Below are 13,997 nucleotides of genomic sequence, written 5' to 3' on the forward strand. Positions count from 1 at the left end.
CCGTACGGGCCCCGGTCGAACGGACGCCACGGCTCGACTCCGTCGATGCCGTGGGGAAGGCACCGGCGCAGGCCGGGCGGGACTTCGGCCATCGCCTCCGGCGCCCGGCCCGCCGTTGCGGTCGCCCACCAGCTCGCCACCGGCACCGGCACCGGGCTCGCCGTCCACTGCATCGGCGTCGGCCAGGGCCTTGCCCTCGTCCTGGAAAGGCAGGTGACCGCACATGACGGAACCGTTGTCCCAGGCCGGCATCGGCGCCGAGATCGCACAGGCGCACGACGCCTACGCCAAGGCCGTGGCCGACGGCGCCCCCGTCCGGCACCACCCCGACCGCGGCTACGCTCCGTACCGCAGCAGCGCCTTGCGGCACCCCCGGCACCCGCTCGTCGGCCTGGACGATCCGGAGGCCGTCGAGCTGTCCGGGCCGGTGTTCGGCGTCACCGACGTCACCGAGCTGGACAGCGACCTGACCCGGCAGCACCAGGGCGCGCCGCTCGGCGAGCGCATCACCGTCACCGGCCGCGTCCTCGACCGGGCGGGCCGTCCCGTACGCCACCAGCTCGTGGAGCTCTGGCAGGCAAACGCCTCCGGCCGCTACGCGCACCAGCGCGACCAGCACCCCGCCCCGCTGGACCCGAACTTCACCGGCGTCGGCCGCTGTCTGACCAACGACCGCGGCGAGTACGCGTTCACCACCGTCAGGCCCGGCGCCTATCCGTGGCGTAACCACACCAATGCCTGGCGGCCCGCCCACATCCACTTCTCGCTGTTCGGAACCGCGTTCACCCAGCGCCTGGTCACCCAGATGTACTTCCCGGGAGATCCGCTCTTCCCGCACGACCCGATCCTGCAGTCCGTCACCGACGACGCGGCCCGGGAGCGCCTGGTCGCCGCGTACGACCACGAGCTGTCCACGCCGGAGTGGTCCCTCGGCTACCGCTGGGACATCGTCCTGGACGGCCCCGCCGCCACCTGGATCGAGGAAGGCCGCTGATGTCCCTCCCCCCGACCCCGTCGCAGACCGTCGGCCCCTTCCACGGCTACGCCCTCCCCTTCGCGGGCGGCGGCGACCTCGCCCCCGCGGGGCATCCCGACGCCATCGCCGTCCACGGCTGCGTCCGCGACGGCGCCGGGGCCCCGGTGCCCGACGCCTTGGTGGAGATCTGGCAGCCCGCCCCCGACGGCTCGCGGCGCGGGGCGCCGGGGTCGCTGCGCCGGGACCAGGTCACCGGTGCCGTCATCGGCCGCGACGGCGTGCGCTTCACGGGTTTCGGGCGCATACCGACGGACGCCGACGGGCACTACGCCGCCCGCACGCTGCCGCCGGGCGGCGTCCCGTACCTCTCGGTCGCCCTCTTCGCCCGCGGCCTGCTGCACCACCTCTACACCCGGATGTACCTCGACGACACGGCCGACGGACTACTGTCCTCGCTCCCGCCGGACCGACGCGCGACGCTGATCGCGGCCCGGGAGCCGAACCGTACGTACCGCTTCGACATCCGCCTGCAGGGCGAAGGGGAGACGGTCTTCCTTGACCTCTCCTGACCACGCGGCGACACCACCCGGCGCCGGCGCGAGCCGCGCCGACCACGCGGGTGCCACGGTCCACCGGTGCCCGGCCGGGTCGCCCCTGCGGCCTGGACCGCCCTCGGTAGCGCCGACCCGCGCCCCCCGTCCGGAGGTTCCCCATGACTCCGCCGCCACGTCCCCGGCTGCTGCACCACCGCGTCGACGGTCCTGCCGCCGCTCCCCCGCTTTTCCTCGGGCCCGCCCTGGGCACCTCGCTCGCCGTCTGGGACCCGCAGCTCCCCGCACTCGCACGCGGCCACCGCGTCGTCCGGTGGGATCCGCCGGGCCACGGCGTCCGGCCCGACGGCCCGCTGCCCGGGACCGGGCGGGAGGCGGCGACCCGCGTCAGGACGGGCGCGGTGCCCCGTACCGGGCCGGCAGCGGCCACCGTCGCCGGGACGGCAGCAGCCGCCGAGCCGGGCGCAGGTGCCGCGCAAGGTGCGGGCGGCGTCGGTGAGCTCGCCGGTCTGGTGCTCGAGCTCGCCGACCACCTGGGCATCGACCGCTTCCGGTACGCCGGAATCTCCCTCGGCGGCGCCGTCGGCGCGTGGCTCGCCGTGCACCACCCCGACCGGGTCGACAGCCTCGCCCTGGTCTGCACCTCCGCCCGCTTCGGCGACCCCGGCCCGTGGCTCGAACGGGCCGAGCTCGTCCGGGAGAAGGGGACGGAGCCGGTGGCCGGGGCCGCGCCCGGCCGGTGGTTCACACCCGCGTTCGCCGGTGAGCCGGCGGCCCGCGCCCTCGTCGGCGACCTGCGCCGCGCGGACCCGTACGCGTACGCCGCCCTCTGCGAGGCGCTGGCCGGCTACGACCTCCGCGCGGACCTGCCGCGGATCACCGCGCCCACCCTCGTGGTCGCCGGCCGCGACGACCCGGCCACCCCGCCCGCGCACGCCCGCGAGCTGGCCGACGGCATCCCGGGCGCGGGCCTGACCGAGGTGGCGCACGCCGCCCACCTCGCGAACGTCGAACGGCCGGGCCCCGTACTGGCCGCGCTGCTCGCCCACTTCACCGGGCAGGGGACGCCCGCAGAGAGCGACGCGGAGCGGCGTGCGGCCGGCACGGCCGTCCGGCGCTCCGTCCTCGGCGACGCCCATGTCGACCGGGCCGCCGCCCGCACGACCGGCTTCACCGCCGACTTCCAGGACTTCATCACCCGCTACGCGTGGGGCGAGATCTGGACGCGTCCGGGACTGAGCCGCGCGACCCGCAGTTGCATCACGCTCACCGCATTGGTGGCCGGCGGCCACCTCGAGGAACTGGCGATGCATGTGCGGGCCGCGCTGCGCAACGGCCTCACACCCGACGAGATCCAGGAAGTCCTGCTCCAGTCGGCGGTCTACTGCGGGGTGCCCGCCGCCAACGCCGCGTTCGCCGTCGCCGACCGCGCGCTGGCGCAGCCCGGACAGCCCGGCGCTTCCGGAGAGGCCGATGAGCCCGATGAGCCCGAAAGGGGGGTCACCTGATGCACATCACCGTCGGCATCGTCGGCGGCGGCCCGGCCGGTCTGCTCCTGGCCCGGCTGCTGCGCAGGGCCGGCGTCGACTGCGTGGTCCTGGAGAGCCGCGACCGCGCGTACGCCGAGCAGCGCCAGCGTGCGGGCATCCTCGAGCAGAGCACGGTGGACGCGCTGCGGTCCTGCGGGGCCGGCGAGCGGCTGGACCGCGAGGGGCTCGTCCACGACGGCATCGAGCTGCGCTTCGACCGCCGCTCGCACCGGATCGACTTCCCGTCGCTGACCGGCGGGCGCCGGGTGTGGGTGTATGCGCAGACCGAGGTGGTCAAGGACCTCATCGCCCTGCAGCTCAAGGACGGCGCGCCGCTGTTCTTCGAGGCCGAGGTGCGGGCGGTCGAGGGCGCGGACACCGACCGGCCGACGATCCGCTACCTGCACCGGGGCCGGGAGCAGGCCCTGACCTGTGACTACGTGGTCGGCTGCGACGGCTTCCACGGGGTGGCCAGGTCGGCGTTCCCGGACGGGGTGCAGCGTGTGTACGAGCGAACGTACCCGTACTCCTGGCTCGGCATACTGGCGGACGTCGCCCCTTCCTGCGATGAGCTGATCTACGCGCACTCGCCGCGCGGCTTCGCGCTGCACAGCATGCGCTCCCCCGTCGTCAGCCGCCTCTACCTGCAGGTGCCGAACGGCGCAGAGCCCGCCGACTGGCCGGACGAGCGGATCTGGGACGAGCTCGACGCGCGGTTCGCCGTCGACGGCGACTGGAGGCTCGCCCGCGGCCCGGTCACCGCGAAGTCGGTGCTTCCGATGCGCAGCCACGTCCTGGAGCCCATGCGGCACGGCCGGGTGTTCCTCGCGGGCGACGCGGCCCATATCGTGCCGCCGACCGGGGCCAAGGGCCTGAACCTGGCGGCGGCCGACGTCATCGTGCTGGCGCGGGCCTTCGCCCGCCTGCACGAGAGCGGTTCCGCCGACCTGCTCGACGCCTACTCGGACACGTGTCTGCGCCGGGTGTGGCGCGCCGAGCACTTCTCGTACTTCATGACCACGGCCCTGCACGCCGACCCGGAGCAGAGCCCTTTCGACACCCGGCTGCAGCTCTCCCAGTTGGACCGCATCGCGACGTCCCCGCATGCGGCCGCCGAACTCGCCGAGAACTACGCGGGGTTGCCGCTGGGATGAGTGCTCCGCGCCGGGTGTCAGCCCAGCTCGACGATCTCGCAGGCGCGGTCCGCGATCTCCCGGGCGGGGCCCTCGTAGCGGCTGCGCAGCCGGTGCACCACGTCCTGGGCACGGGCGGCCGGCCAGTCCGCCGGCAGGTGCTGTACCGGCAGCCGCGGATCCATCCGCACCAGTTGCAGCCACTCGGTGAGCAGGCGCAGGTAGCGGGCCAAGTCGTCGGGCGCGTCGGGGAACGGGTCCGGCATGTCCCAGCGCAGCAGGAAGTCGCTGTAGCCGGCGACGAGCCCGTCCAGGTCGAATGCCTGCCGTACCATCTGCCCGACGTCGGTGGGCGGCTGGGCGGTGCCGGAGAAGACCTTGACCCTGCCCGCCAGCTCCGGGCTGCTGACGATGCGGCTGACGTCCACACCGGACGGGGCGATCCACATGCCGTTCCCGAGGGTGCCGAAGCCGGCCCAGACCAGCCGGGCGCGCAGGTCGTGCCGCTGCCGCTGCCAGGACTCGGGGAGCGAGAAGGCCAGGACGGTCCAGGTGCCGTCCCAGTCGGCGTTGACCGCGCCGCGCTGCCACACCCGCGTCTCCCCGTCGCGGAGGATCTCCGCCGAGCGCTCGGTGAGACCGAAGTACATCCGGCGGCCCCGGCGGTGCCGGGCGAGCAGGTCACGGCCGACCATGCGCGTGAGCGTCGAGCGGAGGGCATGCTCGCCCACGCCGAGGCGGGCGAAGACGTCGATGAAGCTGCCCGAGAAGACGGCGATATCGCGTCCGAGCACGTAATTGCCGAGGAACGTCAGCATCACCGACTGCGGGCGCAGGCCCGCGGACGTGCCTGCGCGACTGGTCAGAGGGCCCTCGTCCACACCAGGGTTCACCGATTCTGCTCCCATGCGGTCAGCGTAATGACAGCGCGCGGCGGGACGGCCCGGCGGGCCGCCAACCGCGGCTGATTGATATTGGGCACAATATTGACGGCAGTCAAGTTTGCGCCTATCTTCGCACTGCATTCCCGGCACAGCAGCCGGCGACCTCGTGGGTCCTGCCTGACCGCTCCACTCACCCCGCCGGCCCGGGGACATCCGTCAGCGGCCCCGGGCGCGGCAATCTCCGGAGGTTCACATGCGCAGACTCCTGCCCCTGCTCGCCGCGGTCGCCCTGCTCGCCACCGCCTGCGGCGACGACGCCGGCTCAGACGGCGAAGGGCCGATCCACATCGGCTTCATCGAATCGCTCACCGGCAACTACGCCCCGCTGGGCACCGAGGCGGCGAAGACGGTGGAGCTGGCCATCGACCAGATCAACAAGGCGGGCGGGATCGACGGGCGCAAGATCGAGCTGACCACGCTCGACGACAAGACCGCCCCCGACCAGGCCGTCGTGCACTTCAACAAGCTCAAGGAGGACGGGGTCGACGCCATCATCGGCTCGACCTTCTCCAACTGCGCACTGGCGGTCGAGCCGCTGGCCGAGCGGGAGCAGATCCCGTACATCTCACTCGCACCCGCCGACGAGCAGGTCGACCCGATCCAGCCGCACACCTTCGTCGTGCCGGCGACCTCCTCGAAGTACGCCGAGTCGATGCTGCGGTACTTCGAGGCGGAGGGGATCACCAAGATCGCCGTGGCGTACGACACCAAGTCGGCGTACGCGGTGGCCGGGTACGAAGGGATGGAGAAGTTCGCGTCCGAGTACGGCGTCGAGCTGGTGCAGACCGAGCGGTACGAGACCAACGCCTCCGACTTCAGCCCGGTGTTCACCCACGTCCGCAACTCGGACGCAGAGGCGCTGGCCGTGTGGGCGAGCGGCGCTCCCGGGGTGACACTCGCCAAGCAGTACGCCGCCGCCGGGCTCGACATTCCGCTGGTGATGACCGCGTCCCAGGCCAGCAAGCTGTGGCTGGAGCCCGTCGGCGACGCGGCCGAGGACGTGTACGTGCAGAGCGCCGTCGGGGTGGTGGGCGACGAGCTCCCGGACGGCAAGCTCAAGGACGTCATCGACAAGATGGCCGACCCGTTCGAGAAGAAGTACGGCTACGAGCCGCCGCAGTTCGCCATGGACGGGTACGCGGGCGCGCAGCTCATCGCCGCCGCGTTCGAGAAGGCGGGCGGCACGGACAAGGCGGAGGTCCGGGACGCGCTGGAGTCGATGGACCTGGTCACGCCGACGGGCCGGTACACGTACAGCGCCGAGGACCACTCCGGCCTTGATGTCGTCAACATCTCCATGAACCAGGTGCGGGACGGCAAGCTGGTCCCCACCGAGTGGGGCCGCAAGCAACTGGCCGAGGCCGCGGAAGCCGCGGGATGACGGCCGCGGCGATGCTTCGCGTCGAGGATCTCGGCCGCGCCTTCGGCGGAGTGTACGCCGTGCAGGACGTGAATCTGTCCGTGGCCGAGGGCGAGACCCGCGCGGTGATCGGCCCCAACGGGGCGGGCAAGTCGACCCTGTTCAACCTCGTCAGCGGCCATCTGACGGCGGACCACGGGACCGTGCACTACAGCGCCGGCGGCAGCCTGCGCCGTATCGACCGGCTGTCCGCGCACGCCCGGGCCCGCCAGGGCATCGCGATCGTCTTCCAGGGCGCGCGGCTGTTCCACGGGATGACCGCGCTGGAGAACGTCATGGTGGGCGCGCACGCCCGGACCCGGCACGGTTTCGTCTCCGCCGCGCTGCGGCTGCCCCGGCACCACCGCGAGGAGGCGGCCATCAGGGCCGACGCCGAGGCGGCGCTCGACCGGGTGGGCCTGGCGGACTGGGCGGACCGCTCGGCGGACGTGCTGCCGCTGGGGCAGCAGCGCGCCCTGCAGGTGGCCCGGGCCCTGTGCGCGCGGCCGCGGCTGCTGCTGCTCGACGAACCGGCCTCGGGCCTGCGCGCCGCCGAGCGCGAGGCGCTGGCCCGGCTGATCGAGAGCCTGCGCACGGAAGGACTGACGATGATGCTCATCGAACATGACGTGGCGTTCGTGGCCCGGCTGGCGGACCGGGTCACCGTGCTCGACCTCGGCCGGGAGATCGCGGAGGGCACTCCCGGGGAGATCCGCGACGACGACGCGGTCCTCGCGGCCTACCTGGGACAGGAGACCGCCGTATGACGGCCTTCGCACGGGACGTCCTCCCGGGCGGCGCGTTCCCGCCCGGCGCCCCCGGCTCCCGCGCCGCCGGAGGGGTGGTGGTCGCGGTCGACGACATCGTCATCCGCTACGGCACCGCGACCGCCGTGGACCGGGTCAGCCTGTCCGTCGCCGCCGGCGAGGCGGTCGCCCTGGTCGGCCCGAACGGAGCAGGCAAGTCCTCCCTGGTCAACGCGGTCATGGGCCTGATCCGGCCGGCGGCCGGAAGCGTAACGGTACGCGGGCGGGCGGCGCTGGTGCCGGAGGGCCGCCAGATGTTCCCCGACCTCGACGTCGAGGACAACCTGCGGCTCGGCGCGTGGCCGCTGCGCTCCCGGGGCGCCAAGGCGCGCGACACCTCCCGGGTGTACGAGGTGCTGCCGGACCTGGCGGGCATCCGCCGCCGCAAGGCGGGCACGCTGTCGGGCGGCGAGCAGCAGATGGTCGCCTTCGGCCGGGCGCTGATGGCCGACCCCGAGGTGCTCGTGGTCGACGAGCTCTCCCTCGGCCTCGCGCCGAAGATCACCCGTGCGCTCGCGGACCACCTGCGGGACCTCAACGCCACCCGCGGCCTCGCCGTCCTGCTGATCGAGCAGAACGCCCGGCTGGCCCTGGACCTGTGCACCCGCGCCTACGTCCTGGAGACGGGCCGGATCCGCATCGAGGGCACGTCCGCGGAGCTGGCGGAGAGCACCGAGGTCTCCGCCGCCTACCTCGGCAGCCCCGCGGAGCAGCCGGGGGCGGAAGGAGACCAGGCGTGAGCGAGTTCGTGCAGTACCTCATCTCCGGGCTCGCCGTGGGCTGCGGCTTCGCGCTGCTCGGCAGCGGCCTGGTGACGATCCACCGGGTGACGCGGGTGGTGAACTTCGCCCAGGGCATGTTCGCCGTGGTCGCCGGTCTGACCGCCGGATCGCTGCTGTCGGCGGGCCTGCCGCACGGGGTGGCCGAGGTCGTCGCCGTGCTCGCGGCGAGCGGGGCGGGGCTGCTCGTCGGCATCGCCGCCATCGGACGGCGCGGCACCAGCCCGCAGTCGGCGCTGATCGTCACCCTCGGGATCGGGTTCCTGGCCTACGCCGTCGAGATCATGATCTGGGGTGAGGACCCGCGTTCGTTCCCCGGGCTCGGCGGAGCGGTGGAGATCGGCGGCGCGTATCTGCAGAAGCAGTACTTCCTGGTGATCGGGGCCGCGGCGGTCGGATTCGCCGCGCTGGGGCTGTTCTTCACCCGCACCCACCTCGGCAAGGCGCTCGGCGCCTGCGCCTCCAACCCGTACGCGGCGCGCGCCGTGGGCATCGACGTCACCCGCATGGGACTCGTCGCCTTCGCCCTCGGCGGTGCGCTCGGCGGCGTGGCCGGCGTGCTGATCACGCCGCTGCAGTCCCTCTCGTACGACAGCGACGTCCTGCTGATCACCAACGGGTTCGCGGCCGCGATCCTCGGCGGCCTGATCCGGCTGGGCCCGGCCCTGGCCGGCGGACTGGCCCTCGGGGTCGCGGAGTCGATGGTCGCCGGCTACTACAAGGCCTCTTACCAGAGCGTCGTGGCCCTGGCCCTGATGCTCGCGGTCATGATCTGGCGGGCCTCGCAGCACACCGCTCTGCACGAGGAGGCAGCCCGGTGAAGGAGGCGAAGGAGACGAAGGTGACACAGCCGGCGCAGGCAGCGAAGGCGGCGGGGGCGCGGACGAAGCCCCCGTGGATCGACGCGCCCGACCTCGCCCGCCGACTGCGGCGGCCCCGCGCCCTGGCCGTCCTCGCCGTGTGCGTGACGGCCCTGCTGCTGCCGCAGGTGCTGGCGGGCTCCGACGTCCCGGTCTACGTCACGCTGCTGCTGTCGGCCATCGTGGTCACCGGCCTGTCGATGCTCATGGGCTACGCGGGGCAGGTCTCCCTCGGGCACGCGGCCTTCTACCTCATCGGCGCCTACACGGCCGCCCTGATCGCCACGCACGACCAGCCCACCTGGCTCGGGCTGGCCGCCGCGCCCTTCGCGTCGGCCGTCGTGGCCGCGGTGATCGGCGTCCCGCTGCTGCGCCTGCGCGGCCACCAACTGGCGTTCGCGACGCTCGCGATACAGCTCATCCTCCTCAACGTGGTGGGCCAGCAGGAGTGGACGGGCGGCGACATCGGCCTGCAGGGCGTGCCCCGTCTCACCCTCGCCGGCTACGAGTTCGCGACCGCGGCCTCGTACGCCTATCTGGCACTCGCCGCGCTGGCAGTGGCCGTGGTCATCACCCGCAACGTGGTCGCCTCCCGCCCGGGCCGCGGGCTGCGGGCGCTGGCGACCAGCGAGGTGGCCGCCGAGTCCGCCGGGGTGCCGGTGGTGACCTACAAGCTGGCGGTGTTCAGCCTCTCGGCCGGCTTCGCGGGTCTCGCGGGCGGGATCTACGCCTTCTACACCGGATACGTGGCTCCCGGCTCCTTCCCCGTGCTGCTCTCCTTCGAGTTCGTGGTGATGGCCGTGATCGGCGGCCTGGGCACCATCTGGGGGGCACTCGCCGGCGCGACCGCGATCACGCTGCTCCTGCAGGAGCTCAACGAGCTCGGCACCGCCGAGGGCATGCCCAGCTCCGCGCCCGCCGTGCTGTCCTACGCCGTCTACGGGCTGCTGCTCGTCCTGGTCGTGCTGTTCCTGCCGCGCGGCCTGGTGCCGAGCGCGACGGCCTGGTGGGAGCGGCGCCGCGCACGCCGCCACACCGACGGCGACGCCGACGCCGAGGGCGAGGGCGGAGGCGGGGACGGCGGGGACGGCGGGGACGGCGGGGACGGCGGGACCTGAACGGTCCCGCGGGCGGTTCGGGGCGGGCTTGTGCGTACGCGGGCCGTGTTCATTACGGTGTCCCCGAGATCCAGCAGGGGAGAGTCCATGCCGCCGACCCGCACCGTGCCGACGCCCGGCACCGGGGTGCCACCCGAGGCCGTCACCCCGCTGATGCGCGGGATCGCCGTGGTGCGCAGGCTCACCGACGCCGGCGGGGCCCTCAGCCTCAGCGACCTCGAACGCGCCACAGGACTGGCCCGCTCCACCGTCGACCGGGTGACGGGCACGCTGGCCCGGATGGGCTACCTCCGGCTGGACGGCCGCGACGTCTCTCTGGCGCCGGGCCTGATGGCCCTGGGCAACGCCTACCTGGCCGCCCTCCGGCTCCCCGAGCTGCTCGGCCGGCACGCCGAGGCGCTGGCCGACGAACTCGACGAGTCGGTCTCCCTCGCGGTCTCCGACGGCGACGGCATCCGCTTCATCCGGCAGGCGACCCGGCGCCGCACCATGTCCCTGAGCTTCCGCATCGGCGACCTGCTGCCCGCGGAACGCACCGCGCCGGGCGCGCTGTTCGCCGCCGGCTGGAGCAGTGTGCAGTGGAAGCGGTGGGCCGCGCACCGGGCCGCCGACCCCGAGGGGCTCGGCTTTCCCAGTCTGCCGCCGCGCGACCGGCCGGAGAACAAGCCCCTCGGCCGTGCCGTCGCGGGCTTCGAGGAGCGCGTGGCGCAGGCCCGGGAGCGGGGCTGGGCGGTGGACGACCAACTGATCGAACCCGGGCTGATCGCCCTCGCCGCGCCCGTGCACGACCCGGAGGGCCGGGTGGCCTGCGCGGTCAGCGTGGTGAGCCACACCAGCCGGCACAGCGCCGCGTCCCTGCCCGACGCGCTGCTGCCCCGGCTGCGTACGGCCGTGGAGGCGATGGAGCGGGCCCTGCTCCGGGACTCGCCCGCCCCGGCACCCTCCGGGCCTGCCGGGCTCGCCGCCTGGACCGGTGCCTCCAAGCAGCAACTGGGCCGGGGGTTCGTCGAGTCGCTGGCCCGCGGGCTGACCGTGCTGACGGCGTTCGGCGAGGGGCGCGGGACGCTGACGCTCACCGCCGTAGCCGAGGCCACCGGTCTTGCCCGGGCCACCGCCCGGCGGGCGCTGATCACCCTGGAGCACCTCGGGTACGTCGCCTCGGACGCGGGGACCTTCCGGCTCACCCCGCAGGTCCTCGCCCTCGGCTTCCCTCCGCTCTCCCGGACGACGCTCTCCCAGATCGCCGCGCCGCATCTCGCCGCGCTCGCGCAGCGGGTGCACGACTCCACGTCGCTGGCCGTACTCGCCGGTGACGACGTCCAGTACACGGCACGCGTGGCCACGGGCCGCATCATGAGCGTCAACATCACCATCGGCACCCGCTTCCCCGCCTACGCGACCTCCATGGGCCGGGTGCTGCTGGCCGGCCTCCCGCCCGCGGAGCGCGCCGCGCGGCTGGCACGCACGGAGCTGCGGCCGCTGACTCCGCGCACCCTCACCGGGCGCCCGGAGCTCGCGGCGCTCCTGGACCGCGTCCACCGCGAGGGGTACGCCCTCGTCGACGAGGAGCTGGAGGAGGGCCTGCGCTCGATCGCGGTCCCGGTCCGCGACCGGGGCGGAGCGGTCGTGGCGGCGCTGAACGTCGCGATGCACAGCAGCCGCCGCAGCGTCGGTGAGTGCGTCACCGGTCTCCTGCCGGAGCTGCGCGCCACGGCCGCCGGGATCGAGGCGGACCTGCACGTCGCCGGACGTTTCACCCGCATCCCCGCCGTCTGAGCCGGGCCGCCCGGGGCCCCTTGACATTCCCCCGGTCCGGGAGCACTCTAACCGCCCGCGCATTCGTGAATATCAATTCACCTGACGAACGCGCGCATGAGAGTGGACTCCGGCATGCGCACCCTCGGCAAAGGACCCCCGCGTCATGGCCATCACCCGCGAACTGCTCATCGACGGCAAGGACTCTCCCGCCGCCTCGGGCCGTACCGCCGAGGACCTCAACCCCTACACCGGCGAGGTGTACGCCACCGTGGCCGCCGCAGGACCCGAGGACGTCGCCCGGGCCGTGGCCGCGGCGGACGCGGCCTTCCCCGAGTGGGCCGCCGTCAGCCCCTTCGCCCGCCGGACGCTCTTCCTCAGGGCCGCCGACCTGCTCGACACCAAGGGCGACCAGGTCGCCGAGGTCATGGCACACGAGGCCGGGGGCACCCGCCCGTGGGCGTACTTCAATGTGGCCCTCGCCGCCAACATGCTGCGCGAGGCCGCCGCCGCGGTCACCGCGCCGCGCGGCGAGGTGCTCAGCGCCCAGGAAGAGGGCGCGCTGGGCATGGCGGTACGTGAACCGATGGGCGTGGTCGCCGCCTTCGCGCCCTGGAACGCCCCCGTCATCCTCGGCGTGCGCGCCGTGGCCGCGCCGCTCGCGGCCGGCAACACCGTCGTGGTGAAGCCGAGCGAGGACGCGCCCATCGCCTGCGGGCTGCTCGTCGCCGACGTCCTGCGCGAGGCCGGGCTGCCCGACGGGGTGCTGAACGTCGTCACCAACGCGCCCGCGGACGCGGCCGGGATCGCCGCGGCACTGATCTCCGACCCCCGGGTCCGCGCCGTCAACTTCACCGGGTCCACCGGTGTGGGCCGCATCATCGGCACCCACGCCGCCACCCACCTCAAGCCCGCGCTGCTGGAGCTGGGCGGCAAGAACTCGATCATCGTGCTCGACGACGCCGACGTGGGTCACGCGGTCGACGCCGCCTCCTTCGGCGTCTTCATGAACTCCGGCCAGATCTGCATGTCCGGGGACCGCGTCCTGGTCCACGAGAGCCTCGCCGACGAGTTCACCGAGAGGTTCACCGCCAAAGTCGCCACACTGCGGGCGGGCGACCCCCGGCTCCCGGACACGGTGGTCGGCCCTCTGGTCAGCGAGGGCTCCGCCCGGCGGGTGGCCGGACTGGTCCAGGACGCGGTGGCCAAGGGGGCCACGGTCCTCGCGGGCGGCGGAGAGCCGGCGGGCGCGGTGTACCCGCCGACGGTGCTCACCGGCGTCACCGAGGACGCCGAGCTGTACCACGCGGAGTCGTTCGGCCCGGTCTGCGCCGTCGGCACCTTCGCCGACGACGACGCGGCCGTGGCCCTGGCCAACGACACGGAGAACGGCCTGACCTGCGGTGTCATCACCGAGAACGCCACCCACGGACTGGCCGTGGCGCGCCGTGTCCGCACCGGCATCGTGCACGTGGGCGACCAGTCCGTCGCCGACGAGCCGCAGGCGCCGTTCGGCGGGGTCGGCGCCTCGGGCTACGGGCGCTTCGGCGGCCGGTGGGGCATCGAGTCCTTCTCCCACACCCGCTGGGTCACGGTCGCCACCCAGCACCCGCGCTACCCGTTCTGAGCCGGCGTCCGCGCGGCACCCCGGCGGGGGGGCGGCCGCTCAGGCGTAGAAGCGGGAGATGCTCTGCAGCACACACGCGGGCTTCGCCGCGCCCTCGATCTCCACGGTGCCGTCGACCGTGATCTGCACCCCGCCGCCGGGCACGTCCTCGGCGCCGGCGAGCCGGGCCGCGAGGCGGATGCGCGCACCGACCGGGACCGGGGCGGGGAAGCGGACCCTGTTCAGGCCGTAGTTGACCTTCGTGGTGACGCCGTCCACCTCCAGGAGTCCGGTGAACAGCGGGATGAAGAGGGACAGCGTCAGATGGCCGTGGGCGACGGGCCGGCCGAACGGGCCGGCCGCGGCCCGCTCGGGGTCGGTGTGGATCCACTGGTGGTCGTCGGTGGCGTCGGCGAAGGTGTCGATGCGGTCCTGGGTGACCTCGATCCACGAGCTGACGCCCAGGTCGCTGCCGGCCAGCTTCTTCAGCTCGTCCAGGCCGTTGACGGTGATGCTCATCGGGAACTCCCTGCTGCAGAGG

General features: G+C 73.8%; 13 protein-coding genes and 1 pseudogene. 12 read left to right on the top strand and 2 right to left on the bottom strand.

The window, feature by feature from the left end; genetic code table 11:
- Nucleotides 1-75 precede the first annotated feature (75 nt).
- The 5 genes and pseudogenes from FB457_RS35960 to FB457_RS07980 form a co-directional block, all read left to right on the top strand.
- Nucleotides 76-210, top strand: a pseudogene (locus tag FB457_RS35960) (3-oxoadipyl-CoA thiolase); the annotation flags it as partial.
- 13 nt (nt 211-223) lie between these two features.
- Nucleotides 224-994, top strand: coding sequence for a protocatechuate 3,4-dioxygenase subunit beta (gene pcaH / locus FB457_RS07965; protein ID WP_047018880.1), 771 nt, complete (start codon nt 224-226; stop codon nt 992-994).
- A complete protein-coding gene (pcaG, locus tag FB457_RS07970) occupies nt 994-1,545 on the top strand; it encodes a protocatechuate 3,4-dioxygenase subunit alpha (RefSeq protein WP_047018879.1) in 552 nt (183 codons plus the stop codon). The genes pcaH and pcaG overlap by 1 nt, the downstream gene beginning before the upstream one ends.
- Nucleotides 1,546-1,688: 143 nt before the next feature.
- The gene (pcaDC, locus tag FB457_RS07975; protein ID WP_145781363.1) at nt 1,689-3,035 is read left to right on the top strand and encodes a bifunctional 3-oxoadipate enol-lactonase/4-carboxymuconolactone decarboxylase PcaDC; all 1,347 of its coding nucleotides are present in this window, start codon (nt 1,689-1,691) and stop codon (nt 3,033-3,035) included.
- A complete protein-coding gene (locus FB457_RS07980; RefSeq protein ID WP_047018877.1) occupies nt 3,035-4,210 on the top strand; it encodes a 4-hydroxybenzoate 3-monooxygenase in 1,176 nt (391 codons plus the stop codon). Before pcaDC ends, FB457_RS07980 begins: the two co-directional genes overlap by 1 nt.
- A gap of 17 nt (nt 4,211-4,227) precedes the next feature.
- On the opposite strand, the gene FB457_RS07985 is transcribed toward FB457_RS07980, so the two are convergent.
- On the bottom strand, nt 4,228-5,097 hold the full coding sequence (locus FB457_RS07985; protein WP_216725730.1) for a PaaX family transcriptional regulator: 870 nt from the start codon (nt 5,095-5,097) through the stop codon (nt 4,228-4,230).
- A gap of 229 nt (nt 5,098-5,326) precedes the next feature.
- Here FB457_RS07985 and FB457_RS07990 point away from each other — a divergent pair, with 229 nt between their 5' ends.
- The 7 genes from FB457_RS07990 (at nt 5,327) to FB457_RS08020 (ending at nt 13,477) form a co-directional block, all read left to right on the top strand.
- Entirely contained in the window at nt 5,327-6,514 is a 1,188-nt protein-coding gene (locus FB457_RS07990) for an ABC transporter substrate-binding protein (RefSeq protein WP_047018876.1), read from the top strand.
- Nucleotides 6,511-7,299 carry an ABC transporter ATP-binding protein gene (locus FB457_RS07995; RefSeq protein ID WP_047018875.1) on the top strand — a complete coding sequence of 263 codons (789 nt, stop codon included), beginning with the start codon at nt 6,511-6,513 and terminating at the stop codon, nt 7,297-7,299. Before FB457_RS07990 ends, FB457_RS07995 begins: the two co-directional genes overlap by 4 nt.
- Nucleotides 7,296-8,078, top strand: a complete 783-nt coding sequence (locus FB457_RS08000; protein ID WP_145781365.1) for an ABC transporter ATP-binding protein — start codon at nt 7,296-7,298, stop codon at nt 8,076-8,078. The genes FB457_RS07995 and FB457_RS08000 overlap by 4 nt, the downstream gene beginning before the upstream one ends.
- Entirely contained in the window at nt 8,075-8,938 is an 864-nt protein-coding gene (locus FB457_RS08005) for a branched-chain amino acid ABC transporter permease (protein ID WP_047018874.1), read from the top strand. The genes FB457_RS08000 and FB457_RS08005 overlap by 4 nt, the downstream gene beginning before the upstream one ends.
- Entirely contained in the window at nt 8,935-10,095 is a 1,161-nt protein-coding gene (locus FB457_RS08010) for a branched-chain amino acid ABC transporter permease (protein ID WP_222439489.1), read from the top strand. The genes FB457_RS08005 and FB457_RS08010 overlap by 4 nt, the downstream gene beginning before the upstream one ends.
- Before the next feature lie 87 nt (nt 10,096-10,182).
- The gene (locus FB457_RS08015) at nt 10,183-11,871 is read left to right on the top strand and encodes an IclR family transcriptional regulator domain-containing protein (RefSeq protein WP_047018873.1); all 1,689 of its coding nucleotides are present in this window, start codon (nt 10,183-10,185) and stop codon (nt 11,869-11,871) included.
- A 145-nt stretch (nt 11,872-12,016) separates the two neighbouring features.
- Nucleotides 12,017-13,477, top strand: coding sequence for an aldehyde dehydrogenase family protein (locus FB457_RS08020; RefSeq protein WP_047018872.1), 1,461 nt, complete (start codon nt 12,017-12,019; stop codon nt 13,475-13,477).
- Nucleotides 13,478-13,516: 39 nt separating this feature from the next.
- Here FB457_RS08020 and FB457_RS08025 read toward each other — a convergent pair whose 3' ends face one another.
- On the bottom strand, nt 13,517-13,975 hold the full coding sequence (locus FB457_RS08025; protein WP_047018871.1) for a MaoC family dehydratase: 459 nt from the start codon (nt 13,973-13,975) through the stop codon (nt 13,517-13,519).
- Nucleotides 13,976-13,997: the final 22 nt, after the last annotated feature.

It is taken from the genome of Streptomyces sp. CNZ287 (assembly GCF_007827615.1).